General features: G+C 23.9%; 22 protein-coding genes. 9 read left to right on the top strand and 13 right to left on the bottom strand.

Going from position 1 to position 23,984, the window contains the following annotated elements; genetic code table 4:
- Nucleotides 1–46: 46 nt before the first annotated feature.
- Complete coding sequence (locus ACQH20_RS05185) at nucleotides 47–1,285, bottom strand: IS256 family transposase (protein ID WP_425377588.1); 1,239 nt, start codon at nucleotides 1,283–1,285, stop codon at nucleotides 47–49.
- 471 nt (nucleotides 1,286–1,756) lie between these two features.
- Here ACQH20_RS05185 and ACQH20_RS05180 point away from each other — a divergent pair, with 471 nt between their 5' ends.
- Nucleotides 1,757–2,125, top strand: a complete 369-nt coding sequence (locus tag ACQH20_RS05180) for a hypothetical protein (RefSeq protein WP_425376770.1) — start codon at nucleotides 1,757–1,759, stop codon at nucleotides 2,123–2,125.
- A 184-nt stretch (nucleotides 2,126–2,309) separates the two neighbouring features.
- Here ACQH20_RS05180 and aspS read toward each other — a convergent pair whose 3' ends face one another.
- The 12 genes from aspS to obgE form a co-directional block, all read right to left on the bottom strand.
- On the bottom strand, nucleotides 2,310–4,052 hold the full coding sequence (aspS, locus tag ACQH20_RS05175) for an aspartate--tRNA ligase (RefSeq protein WP_425376769.1): 1,743 nt from the start codon (nucleotides 4,050–4,052) through the stop codon (nucleotides 2,310–2,312).
- On the bottom strand, nucleotides 4,036–5,328 hold the full coding sequence (gene hisS / locus ACQH20_RS05170; protein ID WP_425376768.1) for a histidine--tRNA ligase: 1,293 nt from the start codon (nucleotides 5,326–5,328) through the stop codon (nucleotides 4,036–4,038). The genes aspS and hisS overlap by 17 nt, the downstream gene beginning before the upstream one ends.
- A 259-nt stretch (nucleotides 5,329–5,587) precedes the next feature.
- The gene (locus ACQH20_RS05165) at nucleotides 5,588–7,840 is read right to left on the bottom strand and encodes a RelA/SpoT family protein (RefSeq protein WP_425376767.1); all 2,253 of its coding nucleotides are present in this window, start codon (nucleotides 7,838–7,840) and stop codon (nucleotides 5,588–5,590) included.
- A 13-nt stretch (nucleotides 7,841–7,853) separates the two neighbouring features.
- Complete coding sequence (locus tag ACQH20_RS05160) at nucleotides 7,854–8,375, bottom strand: adenine phosphoribosyltransferase (RefSeq protein WP_425376766.1); 522 nt, start codon at nucleotides 8,373–8,375, stop codon at nucleotides 7,854–7,856.
- 9 nt (nucleotides 8,376–8,384) lie between these two features.
- Nucleotides 8,385–11,561, bottom strand: coding sequence for a protein translocase subunit SecDF (secDF, locus tag ACQH20_RS05155; protein WP_425376765.1), 3,177 nt, complete (start codon nucleotides 11,559–11,561; stop codon nucleotides 8,385–8,387).
- 121 nt (nucleotides 11,562–11,682) lie between these two features.
- Complete coding sequence (locus tag ACQH20_RS05150) at nucleotides 11,683–12,369, bottom strand: Holliday junction DNA helicase RuvB C-terminal domain-containing protein (RefSeq protein WP_425376764.1); 687 nt, start codon at nucleotides 12,367–12,369, stop codon at nucleotides 11,683–11,685.
- 52 nt (nucleotides 12,370–12,421) lie between these two features.
- The gene (locus tag ACQH20_RS05145; protein WP_425376763.1) at nucleotides 12,422–12,715 is read right to left on the bottom strand and encodes an AAA family ATPase; all 294 of its coding nucleotides are present in this window, start codon (nucleotides 12,713–12,715) and stop codon (nucleotides 12,422–12,424) included.
- The gene (locus ACQH20_RS05140; RefSeq protein ID WP_425377587.1) at nucleotides 12,705–13,061 is read right to left on the bottom strand and encodes a helix-hairpin-helix domain-containing protein; all 357 of its coding nucleotides are present in this window, start codon (nucleotides 13,059–13,061) and stop codon (nucleotides 12,705–12,707) included. The genes ACQH20_RS05145 and ACQH20_RS05140 overlap by 11 nt, the downstream gene beginning before the upstream one ends.
- Nucleotides 13,062–13,333: 272 nt before the next feature.
- A complete protein-coding gene (locus ACQH20_RS05135; RefSeq protein WP_338987551.1) occupies nucleotides 13,334–14,056 on the bottom strand; it encodes a YebC/PmpR family DNA-binding transcriptional regulator in 723 nt (240 codons plus the stop codon).
- 12 nt (nucleotides 14,057–14,068) lie between these two features.
- Nucleotides 14,069–14,815 (bottom strand): NAD(+) synthase, encoded by a 747-nt coding sequence (nadE, locus tag ACQH20_RS05130; protein WP_338957464.1) that lies wholly within the window; start codon nucleotides 14,813–14,815, stop codon nucleotides 14,069–14,071.
- A 2-nt stretch (nucleotides 14,816–14,817) separates the two neighbouring features.
- On the bottom strand, nucleotides 14,818–15,909 hold the full coding sequence (locus tag ACQH20_RS05125; RefSeq protein WP_425376762.1) for a DNA recombination protein RmuC: 1,092 nt from the start codon (nucleotides 15,907–15,909) through the stop codon (nucleotides 14,818–14,820).
- A 23-nt stretch (nucleotides 15,910–15,932) separates the two neighbouring features.
- Nucleotides 15,933–17,219, bottom strand: a complete 1,287-nt coding sequence (gene obgE, locus ACQH20_RS05120) for a GTPase ObgE (protein WP_425376761.1) — start codon at nucleotides 17,217–17,219, stop codon at nucleotides 15,933–15,935.
- Between the two features lie 1,367 nt (nucleotides 17,220–18,586).
- On the opposite strand from obgE, the gene infC reads away from it, so the two are divergent.
- The 8 genes from infC to pheS all read left to right on the top strand — a co-directional run bounded on the left by infC (nucleotide 18,587) and on the right by pheS (nucleotide 23,968).
- Entirely contained in the window at nucleotides 18,587–19,129 is a 543-nt protein-coding gene (infC, locus tag ACQH20_RS05115; protein ID WP_174480738.1) for a translation initiation factor IF-3, read from the top strand.
- Between the two features lie 16 nt (nucleotides 19,130–19,145).
- The gene (gene rpmI / locus ACQH20_RS05110) at nucleotides 19,146–19,334 is read left to right on the top strand and encodes a 50S ribosomal protein L35 (protein ID WP_174480739.1); all 189 of its coding nucleotides are present in this window, start codon (nucleotides 19,146–19,148) and stop codon (nucleotides 19,332–19,334) included.
- 16 nt (nucleotides 19,335–19,350) lie between these two features.
- The gene (gene rplT, locus ACQH20_RS05105; protein WP_425376760.1) at nucleotides 19,351–19,710 is read left to right on the top strand and encodes a 50S ribosomal protein L20; all 360 of its coding nucleotides are present in this window, start codon (nucleotides 19,351–19,353) and stop codon (nucleotides 19,708–19,710) included.
- A gap of 232 nt (nucleotides 19,711–19,942) precedes the next feature.
- Nucleotides 19,943–20,803: a hypothetical protein gene (locus tag ACQH20_RS05100; protein ID WP_425376759.1), complete on the top strand. Its 861-nt coding sequence runs from the start codon at nucleotides 19,943–19,945 to the stop codon at nucleotides 20,801–20,803.
- A gap of 32 nt (nucleotides 20,804–20,835) precedes the next feature.
- Nucleotides 20,836–21,339 carry a dUTP diphosphatase gene (locus tag ACQH20_RS05095; protein WP_252320316.1) on the top strand — a complete coding sequence of 168 codons (504 nt, stop codon included), beginning with the start codon at nucleotides 20,836–20,838 and terminating at the stop codon, nucleotides 21,337–21,339.
- Nucleotides 21,340–21,374: 35 nt separating this feature from the next.
- Nucleotides 21,375–22,082 carry a M48 family metallopeptidase gene (locus ACQH20_RS05090; RefSeq protein WP_425376758.1) on the top strand — a complete coding sequence of 236 codons (708 nt, stop codon included), beginning with the start codon at nucleotides 21,375–21,377 and terminating at the stop codon, nucleotides 22,080–22,082.
- Nucleotides 22,060–22,839 (top strand): RNA methyltransferase, encoded by a 780-nt coding sequence (locus ACQH20_RS05085; protein ID WP_338959038.1) that lies wholly within the window; start codon nucleotides 22,060–22,062, stop codon nucleotides 22,837–22,839. The genes ACQH20_RS05090 and ACQH20_RS05085 overlap by 23 nt, the downstream gene beginning before the upstream one ends.
- Nucleotides 22,840–22,903: 64 nt before the next feature.
- A complete protein-coding gene (pheS, locus tag ACQH20_RS05080) occupies nucleotides 22,904–23,968 on the top strand; it encodes a phenylalanine--tRNA ligase subunit alpha (protein WP_425376757.1) in 1,065 nt (354 codons plus the stop codon).
- Nucleotides 23,969–23,984 lie beyond the last annotated feature (16 nt).

Genomic DNA, 23,984 nt, shown 5'->3' with positions numbered 1-23,984 from the left:
AATTCGAGGCTTTTATGTAATCTGTGTATCTTTGTTTTACAAAGTACTAGTTTAGATTAATTCTATCTTCAAATTTTATCATAAAATGAGCAATTGCTGTATTTCAATTTTGAATGGGCATTGTTCATTTTTTTGTTATATTTTCAATTGCTAAATAAAATATTTTAAAAACTGCCATATCATTAGGAAAAACTTTTTTATTTCTGATAACTTTTCGTCATTGACTATTTACAGATTCAATAGCATTTGTTGTATAAATCACTCTTTTAATTTCTGCAGGATAACTAATAAAAACAATTAAATTATCTCAATTTTTATATCAAGATTTAGCAATTTGAGGATATTGTTTATTTCACTTATTTTCAAAGGATTCTAAAGCCTGCATTGCTTGTTCTTCACTACATGCAGTATAAATTGGTTTTAAATCTGCAACTAGAGATTTTCTATGCTTATATGAGACATATTTCAAACTATTTCTAATTTGATGAACTATGCATAATTGATGTTCTGTTTTAAGATAAACTGATTGTATTGCTTCTGACATGCCTGTTAAATTATCACTGCAGGCAATAATAATATCATTTAAGCCACGATTTTTCATTTCTGTTAAATTTGCTAATCAAAATTTAGCACCTTCATTTTCACTAATTCATAAACCTAAAACATCTTTTTTACCTTCTAAATCAACTCCTAAAGCTATATAAACTGATTTATTAATAATCCTTTTATCTTGTCGTACTTTCACTATTATGCAATCAAAATAAACAATCGGATAGACACTTTCTAATGGTCGATTTTGCCATGCTTTTACATCATCAATAACATCATCAGTAATTTGACTAATAACACTTTCACTAATATCAGCACCATGATATAACTCTTGTAATTGCATTCTAATATCTGATAATGTCATACCTTTTGCATATAAAGAAAGAACTTGTTGATCAAAACCTTCAAATCTTCTTTGTCTTTTTGCAACTATTACAGGATTAAAATTACTATTGCGATCTCGTGGTACATCAATCTCAATTTTACCTTGTTGAGTTATTAATTTTTTTGAACTTATACCATTACGAGCATTGTCACTATTACTATGTTGATTCTTATCATATCCTAAATAATTTTGCATCTCAGAATTCAACATTTTTTCTACTAATCTTTTTGTTAATTCTTTATACAATCCTCCCTCTTTAAAAACTGTTGTTAAATCTTCAGTATTTTCTAATAATAAATCTACTGCTTTTGATATTGGATCATTATTATTAATATTTTGCTTTTTAGCCATCTGTAACTCACTCTTTCTAGTCATTTAATTATATTTACTAGAATTAATTAAACATAGTTATTTTTGTAAGTTACACAGATTACTAAACATTACCGAAAAATTACAAATCTTGCAAATAAAATTACAGAATTAGAAACACAGTTAATAGAAAATCAACAACAAGCAGAAATAAAAAATAATAATAAAAAAATTATAATTTCAAAAATAAATTTAATAATACCTGGTGAAATATGTTCTTTAGCAACTGATACAAAAGGTAATCTTTATCTTGGAACTAGAAATAGTTCTTGACATGGTGCTATTTATAAATGTTTAGCAGGAGAAACAAACTTTAAACCAATATTAGGAATATATGGTGAAATATGAACAATAGATATTGATAAAAATGAAAATGTTTATATAGGTACTAGAGAAAGTAGTTTTAAAGGTAACGTTTATAAATATCAAAAAAATCAAAATACTTTTAAAAAAATGGATGGTATAAATAAATCTGTTTCTTCTTTAACTTTTTACAATGATGATAATATTTATGCAGGAGTTTGAACCGGTTCATATCAATCTCCTAGTAATGGTCAAGTTTACAAATGTTTAGCAGAAGAAACAAACTTTAAACCAATGTCTGGAATAAAAGGGGGAGTAGTATCATTAGTTTTTAATAAAAATACAAATTTTTTATATGTTACTACATGAAACGGAGATGGAAAAACTAAAACTAATGATGGTTCACTTTATAAATGCTTACCACCGAATAATGTCTTTACTTTAGTTCAAAAAAATTTACCAGCTATATGACATCTAAAAACCAAAGATAGTGAACCATTTATTGAACTTGAATATTAACAAATATCAAAAAAAATATAATTGAAATGAATAATTATTAATTTAACATTATTGAAAAATTGATTTCAATTAAATTACATAATTAATCTCTAATGAAAAACAATTTAATTATTTTTCATTAGAGATTTTTAATATTTATATTTTCTAATTTTATTAAACTTCTAATCACTTTAAAATTAAAATTTTACTTCTTAAATTCCAAATTTAATATTGATAACTGATCAGATGAAATTTTACTAGGACTATTTGTTAATAAACAAATACCACGATTATTTTTAGGAAAAGCAATAGTATCACGAATTGATTCATTCTTAATTAAAATCATTAATAAACGATCAATACCAAAAGCAATACCACCATGTGGAGGAACTCCGTAATTAAAAGCTGATAAGAAAAAACCAAATTTATTTTCAATTTCTGTTTTACTTAAATCTAATAATTCAAAAATCTTTTTTTGTAATTTATAATCATGAATTCTAATGCTCCCACCAGCAATTTCAAAACCATTTAAAACCAAATCATAAGCATCTGCAGTTAAAGTTCCTAAATCTTTTTTTTTTATATCTAATAATTTTTCAGGATTTTTTGGACTTGTAAAAGGATGATGACAAGCTTGTCATTTATTTTCTTCCTGTTCAAACATTGGTCAATCAATAATTCAAATAAATTCAAAGTTTTCAATATTATTCATAAAATCTTTATGATTAATTCGTTTTGACAAATCATTAATATAAAAACTTCTAATAGCACCCATAACTTTATTAGCAACATCTTGTTGTTCATATACGAAAATTAAAAAAATATTATTATATTTTATTTTTGATATTTCTTCTGCTAAAACTAAATCATCAAACTTTACTTTAGAATTATTATGAATAATTTTTTTCTTAATTAAGTCATAAATTATTAATGTTTTTCCTCCATGCTGATTGCTAATTTCTGTTATTTTTTTTATAGTTGTTTCATTCATTTTATCATTAACTATAAAACCCTTATAAATAAATCCATCACTATTATTGTTAATATTAATATTTATTAACTTACATGTACAACGCAAATCAGGTTTATCACTACCATATAAATCCATTGCTTGATCATAGGTAATCGATGAAAATGTTGAGGGAATATTAGCAATTTTTAAAGTATTAAAAAGACTTATTATCATATTTTCTACTATTAATTTAATTTCTTTACTAGTAGAAAATGCCATTTCTAAGTCTAATTGTTGAAATTCGGGTTGTCTATCAGCACGAAAATCTTCATCACGAAAACATTTAGCAATTTGATAATATTTGTCAATACCTGATATCATTAATAATTGCTTATAAATTTGTGGTGATTGTGGTAAAGCATAAAAATGTTTTTTTTGAATACGAGCAGGAACTAAAAAATCACGAGCACCTTCTGGTGTTGATTTTGTTAAGCAAGGAGTATCAATTTCTAAAAAATTATTTTGATTCAAAAATGTTCGTAAGCAACTAAGAACTTGGTGTTTAAATTTAATATTATAATTCATTGCTGGTCTTCTTAAATCTAAATAGCGATATTGTAAACGTAATTCTTCACTAGCAAGCGTATTATCATTTTTAATAACAAATGGTAAATTAATAGAATTGCTTAATATTTCAATATCTTTTGCTACTACTTCAATCATATCATTAGCAGTTTTTGCATCTTTATTTTTTCGTAAGACAACTGTTCCAATTACTTTTAAAACAGATTCAACTTTAACATTTTTTATTTCTTGATAATATCCGTTATCTGGTTTAACAATGACTTGTGTTGTTCCATACATATCACGTAAATCAATAAAAATACCAAATTTATTAATACGAATATCTTTAACTCAACCACTAATAATAATTTCTTTTGTAATATCACCCTGCGTTAAATTACCACATGTATGAGTTCTAAAGAGTTTTTCCATATTCTTCATTCTCCTCTAATAATAGATTTTTAACCTTACTAAGCAATTGCTGTTCAGTATCAAAAATTAATTTTATCATTTCTTTTTTAACAAAAGAATAAAAACTAACCTGATTTTTTTCTTTTAAAAATAGTATATTTTTGGCTAAACTACGATCAATAATCTGTGACTTATTTTTATCTTGATATAAATTATATTCCATATCAATATGATAATTTTCTTTACGTAATTGTAATAATAAATCGGAAGCTATTATTAATCCTAATTCGCTTAAAGCAATAATTTGTAAATCAATAATTGGTGGTTTATTAATATTTTTATTTTCTATCAATAATAACATTAATCTTTCAATACCAATTGCAAAACCAATAGCAGGTATTTTTAATGGTGAGCCCAATTCATTAAATAAATTATCATATCTACCACCACCAAGTAAAGTATTTTGACTTTCACCAATTCGTGAATCAATAGTAGTTACTTCAAAAATAATACCATTATAATAATCTAAACCACGAACTAAATGCTCATCAATAATAAAATTAACTTTATTATTTTTTAAACTATTAATAATGGTTGTAAAATATGTTTTTTCTTCATTAGTTAAAAAATCATTTAAATATGGTATTTCTAAATTTAATTTAGTACAAATTTTACAATCAAGAACTCTTAGTGGTGATACTTTAACTCTAATTTGACAATTTTCACACAATTGCTTACTTTGATTTAATAATTGTTCTTTAAGTGCTATTTGGTATTTATTTTTTGTTTCATTAGATCCAAAATAATTAATATTTAAAGTTAAATTTGGTATTGAAAAACTTTTTATCATTTCTAGGGCCATCATCATTACTTCAACATCAACTAAAGGATGTTTAACACCAACAGTTTCGATACCAAATTGATTAAATTGACGTTGACGCCCTTTTTGAGGTCTTTCATATCGAAACATTGAACCATAATAAAAATACTTTAACGTTTGCTTAGATTTATATAATTTATTTTCAATTATAGCACGAACAATACCCGCTGTTCCTTCAGGACGAAGAGCTAATAATCTATCATTTTTATCATTAAATTGATAAATTTCTTTCTGAATAATATCAGTTGTATCTCCCACGGCTCGTAAAAATAGTTGAGCATTTTCAAAAATAGGAGTAATAAATTCTTGATAATTATATTTAATTGCACACTGTGTTAAAGATTTAATAATATTACGATATATAATAACCTCTTCATTATACATATCACGTGTTCCTCTTGCTTTTTGAAATTGCATACTTTTTTTACTCCTTTTAATAAAAAATAAATCTTCTAAAAAAACGTTCCTTTATTTTAGGAACGTTTCTTAACGCGGTACCATCCTAATTCATTTACAAAGCAAATGCACTTAATTATTATTTATCATATTTAATTAATTAATAATACAAGCTATTTAATGTAATAAAATTAGTTAACCAATGTTTGCACCAACCACACTGTCTCTTAATGTTTACCCTAAATTTACTTTTAAATGCTGAAAATATTATACTAAAATATTACATAATTATTCTGTTTATTGCAATAATATCAGGAATTTTTTTAATTGATGAAATAATTTGATGTAAACGTTCAATATTAGAAACTTTAATTAAAATTTTTAAACTTCCATGATTTTCCTTAAGCTTATTATTAGCATCAATACTTTGAATTTGTGCCTTTAAATAGCCCAAAATATTTAAAACATCAGTCATCAATGCTGGTCGATCTAAATATTGAATTTGAATTTTTGAATTATAAATATGATAACTGGTTGCTAATAAATTTCACTTAGTATCAATAATACGTTCTTTACGCTCTGGCAAACTAACATTAGGACAAATTAAACGATGAACTTTAATACCTTGCCCTTTAGTAATATAACCCGCAATTGGTTCATCAGGGATAGGTAAGCAACAATGAGCCAATGATGTTTTAGTATTGGGGGCATTTTCAATAATAATTTCATTATTACTACTTAAATTCATTGTTGTTTGTTGTTTAGTTTTTAATTCTTGAAATGTTGCTGAATCACTATATAAAATAGTAGTAACCGCCTGTTCAATTGTATAAGTTCCATTAGCAACATCTAAGCAAAAATCTTCATACGTTTTATATTTTAATGATCTAATTCTTGACATAATAACATTACGTTTTGCAATTTTTCAACGAATGTGATTTTCAATAATATATTCTTCTATTTTTTCCTTTGTTTTTTTTATTTTCTCTTTGTTTTCTGTATCTTTAATTTTATTTTCTTGATTAAATTTTTCTTGCTGATTATTTAAATATTTTTTTATTTTATGTTGAGCAAAATTGGTCTTAACAATATTTAATCAATCACGAGAAGGACGTGCAGTTTTAGCAGTTTTAATTTCAACAATATCACCTGATTTTAAAACAGTATTAATAGGAGAGTAAATACCATTTATTCTTGCACCTACTGTTGTTTCACCAATTTCAGTATGAACTTTAAAAGCAAAATCTAAAACAGTTGAACCAAATGGTAATGTTATAACATTACCATTTGGAGTTAATACATAAATTAAATCACTAAAAATATCTTGTCGAATTTCTTTTTCTAAATTATTATCTTTGACAATATTATCTGCTAATATGTTTTCATCAACATTTGGATTTAAGTCATTTAAATTTAATATTTCTTGAAAAATATTTAATTTTTCATCAATTTCTGCTTGACGTTTCTTAGGATTTTTTTTTTCCCCTTCTTTATATCTTCAATGCGAAGCTGCACCTGCTTCAGCAAAATCTTCCATTTCTTCAGTTCTAATTTGTAATTCATAAATTTCATTATCAAAAACAACAGATGTATGTAATGATTGATACATATTATTTTTTGGTGTTGCAATATAATCTTTAAATCTACCCGGAACAGGAGTAAAACTTTGATGAATATAACCCAAAATAGCATAACAACTATCAATAGAATTAGTAACAACTCTAATTGCTAAAATATCATGTATATCATCAAAATCTTTTCCAAAATAATACATTTTACGATAAATAGAATATAAGTGTTTACTACGACCATAAATTTTAAAAATTAAATTTTTATGTTGTGATAATGTTTTACTTAATTCTTTAATAATTTCATTAACTAATTTTTCACGTTTTTCACGATCCAAATTAATAAGGTTATCAATTTTTTTATACTCTTTAGGATGTAATACTGCAAAAGAACGATCTTCTAGTTCTGATTGTAATTTACGCATACCTAGACGATGAGCAATAGAAGCATAAACTTCTAAAGTTTCTTTAGCAATAATTATTTGTTTTTCGGGATTTAAAAAATTAATAGTTCTAATATTATGTAAACGATCTGCCATTTTAATAATAATGACACGAATATCATGAGCTAAACTTAAATATAATTTACGTAAATAATTAGCTTTAATTTCATTTCTTTTTTCTTTTGCAAAATGACTAACTTTAGTTACAGCTAAAACTAAATTAGCAACTTCCAAACCAAATTCTGCTACTAACTCATCAAAAGTTGTTGGTGTATCTTCTAAAATATCATGTAAAAATCCTGCTTGTATTGAAGAGACATCTAAATGTCATAATACTAAATTATATGCTGTTGATAAAACATGATAAACATAAGGATCACCATTCTTTCGATATTGATCTTTATGTTTTAATAATGCATATTCATAAGCTACTTTAATTTTTGTAATTTGCTTAGGATCTTTGATAAATGTTTTTGCTTCCGCTAATAATTGGTTAAAATCTTTACAAGTTAAATTATTCATTATTTACTACTTATTAAAACTGAATTATTTCTAACAGCGGAATATTATCAAAATGATGTTTATTAGCAAATTCAGAAAGCGAAATTAAAGTAGCAATGCCAACTGATTGAGCATTACTTTGTTTTATTAAATTAAGACAAGCATTAATTGTTCCCGAAGTTGCAATAAAATCATCAATTATTACTACTTTATCTTTTGTTGAAAGTACATTTTGTTGCATTTCTAATATAGCAGTACCGTACTCTAAATCATAAGTTACTTTATAGGTTTTACCTGGTAATTTACCTTTTTTGCGTGCAAGAACTAATTTGATACCCAACTTATATGCTATATCAGCACCAAAAATAAATCCTCTTGCTTCAGGTGCTAAAATTGCTGTTGCTCCACATTTTTTAATAAAATCTACAAAAATATTAAAAACACTTTGAAATGCTTCTGGATTACTTAATATTGCGTTAATATCTTTAAATTGGATACCTTTAATTGGAAAATCAGGAATATTAATAATAATTTTTTTTAATGATTCTTTTGTCATTGCAACCACCTATTCATTAATACCTTTAATAACATATTCATCTGCACCAATGAAATGTTTTTTAATTTTATTAATACGTTTTTTATATCTATAAACTCTTCATTTCTCAAAATAAATTCAAATAAAAGGAGCAATAAAGTAAGATGATACTAAACTTACTATACAACCTATTAATAATGATAAACTAACTATTCAGAAACTAGGAATAATAAACATAACAATTACTGATGTTATTAATACTACACCATTAATAACTAATGTTCTTGGTAAAGCCTTTTGAACACTTTTATTTGAAATTTCAATTATTTCTTCTGTGCTAATAACTTGTGTTTGATTATTATTAATCTTAATTTCACGAATATTATCAAAAATTGACATAATACTAATTATTGTTAAAATCATTACTCCCAATAATATTCCAACAATTGAAGTAGAAATTACAATTTGGAAAATACTAATAATAGCAAGTGTCATTAGTAAACTAAAAATAATAGCTAAAATTAAAGGAATAACATAAGTTAATTGAAATCTAATAATAATATAAATTAAAATAACAATAAAAGATAAAGCAATTGAAATAATCATATTAACTAATAAATCTACACCTGACTTAGCAACAACTAGATCAATTTCTCCTCATTGTAAAATAGATTCTTGTTTTCAATTTCTAGTAATCTCCCCTAAAAAATTCTTAAACCTTTGCTGCATACTTTGAGAATTTACTGTTGTTTGAACAATAATTTTAAACTGATATGGTTTTCCTTCACCACCAGCAATTAAGGAAAAATTAATATTTTTAAAATATTTACTAAATTGACTATTATTTTGATTTTCTTTACTAATAAAATCTTTTGCTAATTCTGCTTCTTTAATAATATTGTAACTAGGATCACTTGGATCTTGAGTAATTGTACCCATTCCAACAAAATCAGTTCGTTGATCAAAACTAGAACCAAAATTAGAACCAAAATTAGAACCAATTACACCATAAGTAATACCTGAAGCAAGAACAATAACAGCAGAGCCTGAAAGAATTCATTTTGTTAATTTATGAAAATAATTTCAGTTACTTATTTTAAGTTTTGAAAAAACATTTTTAAAATTAACTAATATTTTTTTGTATTTTGCTTTAACTATTTGAATTTTTAACGGTTTTAATGCATTAATTAATTCTTGTTTCAATTTATTAATTTCTTGTGAAAGATTTAATTTTAAATCTTTTACTTTTGACTTATAAACTGATCTTGATTTACTATGTTCTTTTTTTAATTGCTGTTTATCAACTTTAAATTTTTTAATTAATTCTTTAACTTTATTTTTATAACTAATTTGAAGCTGATATTTTTCTGAAATTAATTGTTTTTTTATTTTTTTATCACTACTTTTAATATTATTTGTATCTATTGAATTATTTAAAACTATAGTGCTTTTTCTACTAATATTATTAGTTCCTAAAAATTGAGGTTTATTTTCTAACCAGTTATTTCGTAATAATGTTCATAACATTAATCTTAATAAGATAATTCCAAAAATAATTACACCAAAAGTAGCAATAGAAGTCATAATAATAAAACCTTTGATAGCACGAGTTCCAAATCAGAAAATAGTTAAATTAACAATTAAAATAATAGCGCTACAATCTAATGAAGAAGATAATGTTTTCTTATTTGCTGATTTAAAAGCACTAATCAAAGTTTTACCTTGCATATATTCATTTTTAAAACGTTCCAACAAATTAATAATTGTATCTAATAATAGTGCAAAACCAATAATTAAAGCAATTACGCTTTCGGGAGCAATTATGCCATTAATGAAAACAAAACTAACAATAGTAAATAATAAAAATAATGATATTATAATTAGAACAATAACTCCTAACATACGATAATAAAACAGAACAATAGTCATAAGAACAAAGGTAACTAATATAATAATAACAACTGCAATTTTTAAAGATGTTGCACCTAGCGTTGGACTAACATTAGCATAAGATAACATAGTAAAATTATTTTTTGACAATCCTGATGTTAAAACACTTTTCATTTGTTCAACTGTTTCAAGATTAAAAGTATCTGAATTAATTGAAATACTATTGTTAGTTACTTTAACTTCACCAACTCAATATGGAATATAACGATAATCAATAACATCTTCATGTAAAATATCTGAAACATCTGGTAAACGTAATAAATCTTTAATATAAGGCAATCATGCATTCATAGGTGAACCAACAATAGGAGAAGCAAAAGGATCAAAGCGATTAGCAGGATCATATGTATTTTTTTCATCATTAGTATCAACAGAAAGACTATGAACTGAACCTAAATTATCAAAATAAATTCAATTAATACCAAATTGACCATTTTGATTAGGATTTAATAGTCGTGCTAAAGTAGGGTCTTGTGCTTTAGCTCTAGCTAAAATATCAGTACCTTTACCAAGACCTGGTGTATTATTATCTAATAATGATATTAATGATGCTTTAATCTTACCATCAGTATCATTTTTAAGATTATCAATTATAAAAGCAAGGGAGCGAATACCCTCCATACTACTTCGAATATAATCTAATAACTGACCAATATCTGAATAAATATAAAATGTATTTTCTTTGGCAGAAGTAAGTTGTTTTAAAACTGAATCATTTTTAACATCAAAAACAAGTTCTGGGCGATGAGTAACAGAATTATTAACAGCTTTAATATCAGAAAAAACATCACTAGTTAATAATCTTTTATCTCTTTTTGTTCAAGTAGTAGCTTTGTCATCTTTCTTTTCGGTTGCTAATAAGTCATTACCATCTTTATCAACAATATAAGAATAACCACGTCGTGATACACTGTGAACAAAAGTAGAAATATCAACTCCCGCATCTTTACTCAACGCTAAATTATACTTATTATTATTATTGCTAGTAATGCTTTCAATATAAACGTTACTAGTACCTAAAGGGTCAACTCTGTCTTTTAATAAATTAATAACATCTTTTTGTTTACCTTTACCCTCATATTGAACTTGTGTTTGATAACCACCAGCAAACTCAATACTAAATTTACTATTATTTTCAACATATTTAGCACTAAACACTACTGAAATTATTATTGTAGAAACAATAATTATTAAACTAAAAATCCTTAAAAAAAATCCAAGATTTTTAGTTTTTCTTGTCCTAGAAGAAGTGTTCATATTTCTTCACTCCTAAATCATTTTATTTGTATAAACATAGATTGTATATTATTTAAGCACTATATAAGAATACCAACATTCGTTATAAATAACAATTGTTTTACAGTAATATCAAAAATAATTATTTTCTAAATAAAATTATATTATTATTAATATACTCTTTACCAATAATTGTTATTTTACGACCCTTAGTTGTCTTAGTAATTAAACCACAATGAATAAGTCAACGTTCATAATGAATTTCAAGATTTTTTCTTTCTTCATTCAAAAGTTGACAAATAGTTTCAATACTCAAACTTTTATCTAAATTTACATTATTAAACAATGATAAATATGCCAATTGTAAACTATTTAAACCTAAAGGATAAATTTGCAAAAAAAATAAAATTTGCAAAATATTAGTTTCATTTAAATCTACATTCATAACAACACAATAATTATACAATTGTTTAATGATGTTAATAATGAGTCGCGGAATATTACGACAATGATTAGCAATAATATTTATTATATTATTTTCTAATTTTCAATTTAAACTTAAAGAAACTTGTGAAATAATACTTTTAATATCCTGATAATTATAATCAGATAATTGTAAAATATTAGGAATACGACTTATCAACGCTTTAGTTAAGATTCCTACTTTATTAGTAGCACCAATAAATGTAAAAGAGGGTAAATTAATTTTAACAATTTTATTATTATAATCTTTACCAATCATAATATTAATAAAATTACCTTCTAATGCAGAATATAATACTTCTAATATTTCATAGTTAACAACATGAATTTCGGGACTTTCCAGCAATCTGTGTAACTTAGTGATTTTACAACTAAAATTTATTTAAAAAACACAGTTTTTAGGAAAGTCCCTGAATTTCATCAATAAAAACTATATCAGATTGTTTGATATTTGCTAAAATACTAATAATATCGCTAGTTTTATTAATGCTTGTTCCTTCTAAACTATGAAAATTTACTTGCAATTCTTCTGCTATTAATCGTGCAATAGTTGTTTTTCCAATACCAGGAGGACCAATCAATAAAATATGACTTAAAGCAATATTTTGAATTTTACTACCTTTGATTAAAATTAGAATACGTTCAATAACATTATTTTGTCCAACAAAATTATTAAAACTACTAATACTCATATTTTATTTCCTTAATAGCTAATGCAATAATTTCTTCAACTTCCAAATCTCAATTAATATTTCTTAATAAAAAATTATTAATTACTATTGAACTAAAACCTAATTTTAATAATGTATCAAATACTAAATCTGATTTTTCATTTTGACTAGTTGTTAAATTACTTACTACTTTAATATGATTACTAAAATAATTAATAATATTATTAGCAATTTTATGAGTTATACCTTTACACTGTTGCAATATCTTATAATCTTGTTTGCTTATAGCCAACTTAATACTATCAAGTGATAGTTGATTTAATAATCTTAAAGCATTTTTTGGTCCAATATTACTAATATTAAGTAAGTGAATAAAAAAGGTTTTTATTGGTTTTGATACAAACCCAAAAAATTATTCATAAGTTGGTTTTTGATGAAAATAAACATAAATTTTCACTTTAATATTTAATGGTAATGTTTGTAAATTAACACCTTCAATAATATATCCATGATCATTACATTCAAAAATAATTTTATTTTCATAAAATTCTTTAATAATACCTAAAAATATTCATCCATGACTTATTTCTCCTTTTCTATTCTTACTATTAATTAGATGAAAAAGAAAAATAAACTTTTTTATTTTTTAAAATTATGTTCAATTGAAAGCACATCATCATCATTTTCAATTGTTTCTAACAATATATCAATTAATTTAATTTGTTGTTGATCAGTAATGGTAATCAATTCATGGGGAATATTAACAATTTCGTTAGTAATAAAATCATTAATATTATTTTTTTCTAATAAATTAGTTACAGCATTTAACTGTTTAGGATTAACTTCAATATCAATGATATCTTCTTTTTTTTCAATATTAAAAATTTCAAAATCAATTATTAACTCCAAAATTTCTTCAACTGATAATAAACTTGAAAATTGAATTACCCCCGTTGTTTGAAATAAATATTGAACAGAATTAGTAGCAGCTAAATGACCACCCAATTTATTAAAATAACTTCGAATATTACTTGCAGTTCGATTTTTATTATCAGTTAAACAATGAATAATTATGGCAATATTACTTGGTCCATATCCTTCATAAGTGACTGCTTCATAATTAGTTGTTTCATTTTTATTACTAGCTTTATTAATAGCACGATTAATATTATCCTTTGGCATATTTATACGTCGTGCTTTTTCTAACATTAATTTCAATCGCGGATTATTTTCAACATTTGCACCACCTAATTTAACAGCAACATAAATTTCTCTTGATAATTTTTGAAAAATTTTACCACGTTTGTTATCTTGGGCATCTTTACGATGTTTAATATTTGCATATTGTGAATGTCCAGCCATATTCTCATTCCTTTATTTTTTTCTTGTTCATTTCGGAGCTTGCGGTACAGGTATTCTTTTGTGTGCACTATTCTGATGCATAAATTCAATTTTATTAATTACTGATGATGGTATTAATGATTTATTTCCTAGTAAATATTGATCTAATTGTTCATACTTAAATTGCATTTCCATTTCATCAGTTTGTCCATCTCATAAACCAGCAGTTGGCTTACGAATAATGATCTCTTCACTAACTTTTAATATCTTTGCTGCAGCAAAAACATCTTTTTTTAACAAATGAATAATTGGTAATAAATCAACACCACCATCACCATATTTAGTAAAATAACCAATGTGTCATTCATCACTATTATCTGTTCCTACAACTAAATAATTATGATTTTGTGCATATGCATAAAGAGTATTCATTCTTAATCTAGCTTTTAAATTGCCTAAAATTAATTTTGATTTTTCTATATTAATTTCAGTTTCTAATGTTTTTTTAAAACTTAAAAAAACATTATTTAAATTAACTACTTTGGCATTTAATTTATGAATATTAACTAAATTATTTGCATATTCTAAATCAATATCTGGTGAAAAACAAGGCATAATTAATGCTAAATGATCATTAGGAAAAGCTTTTTTAATCAATAATGCTACTACTGCTGAGTCAACACCACCACTTAAACCAACAATTAAACCTTTGGCATTTGCTTTTTTTACTTCACTTTGTAAAAATTTAATAATTTCATCTAAATATTGTTCTAAATTCATAATTATTCACTCTCTTTTATTTCTTCAGACATTTCAAAAATATTGTTATAATGTCCAGCAATTTTATTATGGGTTTTATCTAAAGTTTCAATGGCTTTATTAGTTGTATCAAAACCAGCCTTAACTTTTTCTCATCTATCAACCCAACGATCAAAATCATCTTTGAATAAACATAATTTTTTTGCCATTTTTTCTAAATTTTTATTAAAATCAATGTCTTTACGATTTTTATCAACTGTAAATAAAACAGCAGATAAAGTAGTAGGAGAGGTAATTCAAACACGTTTCTTAAAAGCATATTCAATAATATCATCAGCAAATTGTGCGTAAATAAAAGCAAATATTTCTTCAGAAGGAATAAACATTACTGCGCTAGAAATCTTATTTTTAATATTAATATATTTTCCAACTTCATCAATTCGTTTACGAATATCATTACGAAAATCTTTTAAATAATTTTCTTTAACTTTAATATCTTCACTTACTAAATACCTTTGATAGTTATCAATTGAAAACTTTGAATCAATAGCAATTCCTTCTTTTTCAGAATCTGTTTTTACATAGGCATCAACAACTTTGCCATCAATTGTTTTATATTGTCGTTCTCATAATTTTTGATTTGAACCCAACATATTAGTCAAAATTTTTTCTAAAACAAATTCACCAAGATTACCACGTTTTTTAGTATTAATAAAAACTTCTTGTAAACTTTGAATATTATCATTAATTTTTCCTAAAACAGTTGATGATTCTTGTAACTTTGCTAAATCTTTAATAACATCTACTACTTGTCTTTGAATGACATCAGCATTGCGTTTATAATCATCTTCTTTTTTATCTAAATTTTTTTGAAAATTATCAATATTACTCATTAAATTAATTAATTTTTCGGTTTTATCACGATCCGAACCATTTCATGATGTTTTAAAATCATTTAATTGTTCTTTTAAAGTTTCTACTTGCATTTTTAAAAAGTCTTGTGCAATTGGGTCACTAGTAACATTCTGACTTTTTTTAATTTGCATATAAATTATTAAGCCACCAATACTACTAATAATTAAAATAACTGCCAATAAACTAATTACTATTTCCATTTCCTATTTTCCTTTGCCCTTTTTTATTCTTCTTCTCAAATCATATCATAATTAAAAATCTTAACATGATCACCTTTTTTTATTCCTTGCTTTCTTAATTCATCATAAATTCCTAAATCTTGTAATTTAATTTTAAATAATAAAATATTATGATAATTATTTAAAGGATTTTTTTGATATATTACTTCAACAGTTTTACCAGAAATAGTTCATTGATTATTTGCAATTTTAGTAATAATAACTTGTGGAACTTCTTCTTTATTAATATATTCATAAAGAATATGTTCTTCATTATTTTCATTATTATTAACTTGATGCAGTTGTTCTTTTCCAACAGCTTTAGCAATATCTTTAATTAATATATCCAAACTAATATGTTTCATAGCAGAAATTGCAATTATTGGTAATTTAATTTGTTCTTTTAATTTCTTTAAATTAGTTTCTGCATCTGGTAAATCAATTTTATTTGCAACAATTAAATGCGGTTTTTTTGTCAAATCTTTATTATAACTTTCTAATTCACTCATAATTAATTGATAATTTAAAAAATGATCTTGAGTCTTATCACTAATATCAATCATATGTACTAAAACTTGACAACGTTCAATATGACGCAAAAAATGTAAACCTAGTCCTTTTCCTAAACTAGCTCCTGCTATTAATCCAGGCAAATCCGCCATAACAAAATTATTATTTTTATCAACTCTAACAACACCTAAATGTGGATTAAGAGTACTAAAAGGATAATCAGCAACTGTTGGAGTTGAAGCAGAAATAGCTCCTAATAATGTTGATTTACCGGCGTTAGGCAACCCAACTAATCCGGCATCGGCCAATAATTTCAACTCACAAATTATTTCAAAATGTTGTCCAGGCATTCCTTTTTCACATATTTTAGGTACTCGATTTATTGCCGAAGCAAAACGAGCATTTCCTTGTCCACCAAGACCACCGGCAGCAATTATTATTTCTTGTTTATCTTTAATAATATCACCAAGAATATTTTGAGTTTTGTTATCTCTAATAATAGTACCTAATGGAACTTTTACATAAGTATTGGTTCCTTTACGTCCATGCATATTTTTGGGTGCACCATTTTTACCATCTTCAGCAGTTATCTCTTTATTTTTACGTAAGTCTAATAGAGTATTCATACCTGAATCACCAATAAAGATAATATTACCGCCTCTTCCTCCATCTCCACCAGATGGACCACCTTTGGCTACATAAAGTTCACGACGAAAAGCAACAACACCATCACCGCCTTTGCCGGCAGTAACTTTTAATTTTGTTACATCTATAAAACGCATTTCTTACTCCTTTTTTATATTAAAAATAACTCTTATTATATAGTGTTAACATTTTTGTGTAAAATACTATTTTATTTTTCATATAATTTTAGTATACAGATATTATTGTTAAAAAAATAATAATTTACTATATCTAGTTAATATTTTTTGTAAACTATTTTTGCTTTATGAAAATTAAAAAAATGTTTTTTTAATGTTAAATATCATTTAATTTATTTTCATATATGAAAAATTATATATTAAAATAAAACTTATAGGCGTTTTTATTGATTTGATTAAAATCAAATCAATAGTTTTTTTATTTAATTTTATCTTTGAAAAAATATATTGTATATTCATTTTTTCACATATAAACTTTATTTGAGATTTATTTAAAGTAATTTAAAAAAATAAAATTTATTACTGACTTATTAGTCAACTACTTTTATTTAAATTAAAACATTAATAATATTAGTTTAAATATATTTATTTTTTTTAATTTATAAGAAAAAATAAATGAAAATTTAATTAAAAATATTTTAATAAATCTCAATTATTAAAAATAAATATTTATATTAAAATCGGGACTTTCCAGCAATCTGTGTAACTTAGTGATTTTACAACTAAAATTTATTTAAAAAACACAGTTTTTAGGAAAGTCCCTAAATATGATAAAAGAAAAAATAAAGTTAATCCAGAAAATTTAAAAAACTTTTTAAAGGCTTGAAAGTATTTTTGTAATAGTCAATATGATGAATTAATAGCATTTTTAATTGAAACTAAAGTAAATAAAGAAACTTTAAGAATTTTTGAAAATAATAAAGAAGGCATTATTAATCAACCTGCTAGTTGAAATATTGTTTGTAGTGCTGAAAGTGACATTCAACATTTAGTTAAATCTCAAACTAAAGGTGCAATAATATATGCTTATCCAACGTTAATTAATATGTTAATGGCTAGAGCCAATTATTTAAATAGTAGAAATTATATTAATAGTGCTTAAAATAATACAATTTAATATTTTTTATTTCTAATTTTAAGATTAGGATTTTTGTGTTATTTAAATGTAATTTTATAATTATATTTTTTAACATTCTTAAAATTTGTGGTATAATTTAGTAAACAAATATTTAGATTTGCTATTTTTTTTGTTTGAAGTTAGAAAATCTATCCGTTATATTTATTCGTCCACATATTAAAAAAATCTTGTAATTTATTAAAAATCTAATATAATAATACTTGACATAAAGAAAGTAGTTTTTACGCTCACCTGATAGCTAAGTTGTTATAGGTTCAATGCTTTAAATTTTTATTTTTAAAATAAAGTTTTGTAGTGGTGAGTGTGCGTTTTAGCACACTTTTATTTATGCAAATTAAAGGAGGTATGTATGGCTTTTAAAAATAATGATAATTTATGAAATAGTAATATTCCCTTTTATGAATTTTTATTAATTGGTAATGATGGTACTAATTATGGTTTAATGAAAAAAAATGATGCTTTAAAAAAAGCAGAAGATTTAGGATATGACCTATTATGTATATCACCAAATGCTAAACCACCTGTTTGTAAAATGTTTAAATTTGATACATATCGTTTTGAACAACAAAAAAAGGAAAAAGAAGTTAAAAAAGCACAAAAATTAACAATTGTTGAAGAAAAAGAAATTCGACTAAGTGTTGTTATTGATAACAATGACATTAAAACAAAGGCAAATAAGGCTCGTAAATTTCTAAGTAATGGTAACAAAGTAAAAGTTACATTAAAATATCGTGGTCGTGAATTACATAATCCTGAAGCAGGATTTGAAGTAATTACAAAATTTTATAAAGAATTAGAAGATATTTGTATTTATGATAAAAACTTTGATAAAAAAGAAAAAAATATACAAACTATTTATCTTTTTCCAAAAAAGAAAAATCAAGAAAATTAACAATAGGAGGTAAAATATGCCAAAAATGAAAACAAAAAAAGCTTTAAAAAAAAGAATTAAAGTAACAGGAAGTGGTAAATGAATGCGTAGTGGTGCTTTTGTTTCTCACTTAGCTCAAAATAAAACAACAAAACAAAAACGTCAATTACGTGGGTGAAGTGAAGTATCTGCTTCTGACTATAAGCGTTTAAAAGATTTAATTTAGGAAGGTGACAAAATAAATGGCTAGAGTTAAAGGCGGTTATACAACTAATCATCGCCGTAAAAAAATACTAAAAGCAGCAAAAGGATATTATGGAGCAAAACATAGTTTATATCGTACAGCAAATGAACAAGTAATGAACTCATTAGCATATGCTTATCGTGATCGTAAAAATTGTAAACGTGAGTTTCGCAAGTTATGAATTCAAAGAATTAATGCAACTGTTCGTAATTATGATTTATCATATTCACGTTTTATTGATGGCTTAAATAAAGCTAATATTAATCTTAATCGTAAAATATTGTCTGAGTTATCAATTAATCAACCAGAAGAATTTGAAAAATTAGTTTTGGCATCAAAATCTGCTTTAGCAAAATAATTAATTGCAAAATTTTATATAAATTAAAAACACTTGAAATAAATTAAATTTATTATAAGTGTTTTTAATTTATATAATTATGATAAGTTTTAGAAATGTATTTAATATAAATTTCAAAGAATATTTTTTTATCACAAACTTTGTTTTATAATATATTTAATGGTAAAATTAAAAATAAATTCGCTTCTTAGTATAAAAATAAGAAAGAAATTTAAAAAAAGAGGGGGCCATTATGCAATTTGTTTTTCTTGGATTTTTTGATGGTAATCCACAAGCAGTTATTAATCCTTTATTTGGTATGTATTATTGAATTGGCTTATCTATATCATTATTCTTGATAATTAGTTTATTTATTTTTAAAAGGTTTTATGCTAATTTAAGTAAGTGCTATAGTTTTAAATGTAGTTTAGGTATTTTTCAAATACTTTTATATATTAGTTTTTATATTGTGCATGGATTGAATGGTGATAATTATCAATGGTATGATTATTTTCCTTTTCAATTATGTTCGGTATTAAATATTACTAGTGGTATACTATTAATAATTCCTAATAAAAGTTTATTTAATATTACTTTTCCTTTAATTGGTCCTGTTATTTTTGCATTTTTATTACCAGATAAAACAAAATGAGTTTTTGGTCCACAACATTTTCTTTATTGAAATTATTATTTTATTCATATTATTATTCTTTTTTCTTATTTACTTTTATATTTATATGGTCATATTGAATATGACAAAATATATATCAAAAAAAGTATATTATATTTAACTTTATTTGGTAGTGGTGTTTTTATTTTTAATACTTCTTTTGGTACTAATTACTTATTTATTGGTAATGCTGGTTATACAGCAAGTTTTGGTAAAAAAGTATTAGACACTTCAGTGTGGTTACCAATTTTACGTTTTACATTTATGTGTGTTTTTGGTATTTCATTACTAGTTTTAACATATATTTTTATTATAAAAACTTTATCTCCTTTTTATTTAGAAAAAGGAACAAAAATTAATCCTATTTACAAAGATAAAAAATCATTAATTACAAAATTTTATAAAAAATTAAATTTAAAAGATAAGAAAATAATGAAATCTTAATTAATAATTAAAAAAAAGAAAGTGAGTTAATTATGTTAAATTCAAAACAATTTTCAACAATTATCCAACTTCAAAATGAGTTAGATAAAAAAATAATTATTAATCGTGGTGTTAGCGATATTAAAACATTAAATTCTAGATTTTTAGCACTTTTAGTTGAATTAGGTGAATTTGCAAATGAACAAAGATGTTTTAAATATTGAAGTTCAAAACCAAGTAGTGAAAAATCAGTAATGCTTGAAGAATATATTGATAGTCTTCATTTTATTCTTAGTATCGGTAATAGCCTTAATATTGATTTTCAAAATTTTAGTTTTTCAGAAAAAACAAATTATCAAGATCTTAATCTTGCATTCATTGATTTATTTGCTTTTGTTACAACTCTTTTTAAATCAAAATCAAGTAATGATTTTTTTGAATTATTAAATATTTATTTTACAATTGGTAAAAAATGTAATTTTAATAGTGAAGACATTATTTCTTGTTATATTTATAAAAATGAAATAAATCATTTACGACAATCACAAAATTATTAATGGAAATAAGTGATCGTTTTATTTAGGAGATTAAAATGACTAATGTTAAAATTTTCAATTATAATAATACAAAATGAGAGTACATTATTACATATAAACAACAAAAACATATGTATTTAAAAGTGCGTAACGATCAAATTATTATTAGTGCTCCATTTTTTATGCAAGAAAAATTAATTGAAGATTTCATTTTAAAAAGTTTACCTAAAATTTTAAAAAAGAAAACTATATTAAAACCTAATATTGTTATTAATAATAATGACAGTTATCTTTATTTTTTAAGTAAAAAATATAAATTAATTACTAAGTATCATTCAAAAAAAACCATTATTTATTTTGAATTTAATAATTTGGTAGTATGCACAAATATTCAAGATGATAAGCAAATATTAATTAAAATTCAAAAATTTTTAAAAGAAGAGTCAAAAAATATTTTTATGAGTCGCTTACAATATTGATCAGAAATTATGAATATTGAGTTTTCAGTACTAAAAATTCGTTCGATGTTAAATAAATGAGGTGTTTGTCAACCAAATACTAAAATCATTACACTTAATTATAAATTAATTCATTTTGATTATGCTGTAATTGATTATGTTATAATTCATGAGTTAACGCATATAATTCATGCTCATCATAAAAAAAAATTTTGAAATTTTGTTGCTCAATATTGTCCAGATTTTCAAGATTGTCAAAAAATATTAAAACAAGGAGTTATGGATGAAACAAATAACCTCACTTAAAAATCCAATAATTCAAGAATTAGTTTTATTACATGAAAGAAAACATCGCAATGTTAAAAAAAAGTTTTTAATTGAAGGAGAACATTTAATTAGTATTGCATTATTAAAAAAAAGATTACTTGCAGTATATGTTGATGAGAAGTATTTAGACAAATATGCAAATTTATTAAAAACTTGTAATAATATTGAAGTTATTGTTGTAAATAGTATGATTATTAAAAAAATTTCACAACAAAAAACACCACAACCAATAATTGGCGTTTGTAATATTGTTAAACCTTTAAATTATTTTTATTCTTCTCATATTATTCTAATTGATACAATTCAAGATCCAGGTAATTTAGGAAATATTTTACGCAGTGTTACTGCTTTTAATATTTCTGAAGTATATTTATCAAATGAAAGCGTTGATTTATATAATCACAAAGTAATTAGTGCAAGTCAAGGAGCTATTTTTTATACTAATGTGTATTATGAAAATTTTGATCAATTTTTATTAAAAGTAAAAAATGCAAATTATATGATTTATGGTACATTTCTACATGAAGATAATAGTACTAATTTATCTGAAATTACCTTTAAGCAAAAGAATGCTTTTTTATTTGGCAATGAAGGACAAGGTATTAATAAAAAGTATAAAGATAAAATTAATAGTAATATTTTTATTCCAACTTCTTTTAATGTTGAATCATTAAATTTAGCAACAAGTGTAGCAATAGTAACGTATTGCTTATTTACTAGTAATATATTAAAATAAATTATACTTATTTTTAATTATAAAAATTTAATTATACATATTAATAAATTAATGGAGGAATAAAATGTTAGCGGTTAACGATTTAAAAAAAAGATTAGAAATTATTAGACAGCAAGCATTTAATAATATTGATGAAGTTGCTGATTTACATAAATTGCAAGTTTTAAAATCACAATATTTAGGCAAAAATTCGGATATTAATAATATATTAAAATCTTTAGAAAAGTTTCCTCATAATTTTAGAATTGAAATTGGTCAAGCAGCTAATAAATTAAAAAAAGAAATTAATGAATATATAATAAAAAAATTTAATGAAATTGAGAAAGATAACATTAATGAGCGTCTTAAATCTTCAGAAATTGATTTAACACTACCGGGTATTGATTTTAATATTGGTCACACCAATCCTTTATTAAAAACTGTTACCGAAATATCTGAAATTTTTAAAAATTTGGGTTATCAAATCATTAGTGGTAATGAAGTAGAAAATGAAGAATATAATTTTAATCGCTTAAATTTACCATTTGATCATCCAGCAAGAGATATGCAAGATACTTTTTATCTTGAAAATAATAATGACAAACTTAATCGTTGATTATTAAGAACACACGCTACAAATATGACTGCACGCATTCTTAGCGAGCAAGATAAAAATTCAAAAGAAACCACGGCTATTATTAGTTTAGGAAATGTTTATCGAAAAGATGATGATGATGTTACTCATTCTCACCAATTTATGCAAGTTGATGGGTTTTTAGTTGGATCTAATATTACTTTTGCAAATTTAAAATGAACATTAAATTATTTTTGTCAGCAATTTTTTGGCATGGAAACTAAAACAAGATTACGTCCTAGTTATTTCCCATTTACGGAGCCTTCAGTTGAAGTAGATGTAAGTTGCCCAAAATGTAATACAGAAGGTTGTTCATTATGTAAGTATACTGGTTGAATTGAAGTTTTAGGTGCTGGTATGATTCATCCAAATGTTTTTATTGCTGCTGGTTTAGATGAAACAACAGCAGGTTTTGCCTTTGGTGTAGGCATTGAAAGAATTACTATGATTAAATATGGCATTGACAATATCAGATTATTTTATAATAATGATTTTCGATTCTTAAAACAATTTTAAAAATTAAAAGGAGTAT

The organism is Spiroplasma endosymbiont of Aleiodes alternator, from assembly GCF_964031135.1.
Classification (GTDB): Bacteria; Bacillota_I; Bacilli_A; order Mycoplasmatales; family VBWQ01; genus Spiroplasma_E.
The sequence above is the reverse complement of the archived record's forward strand: the minus strand, read 5'-3'. Positions and strand labels throughout refer to the sequence as shown.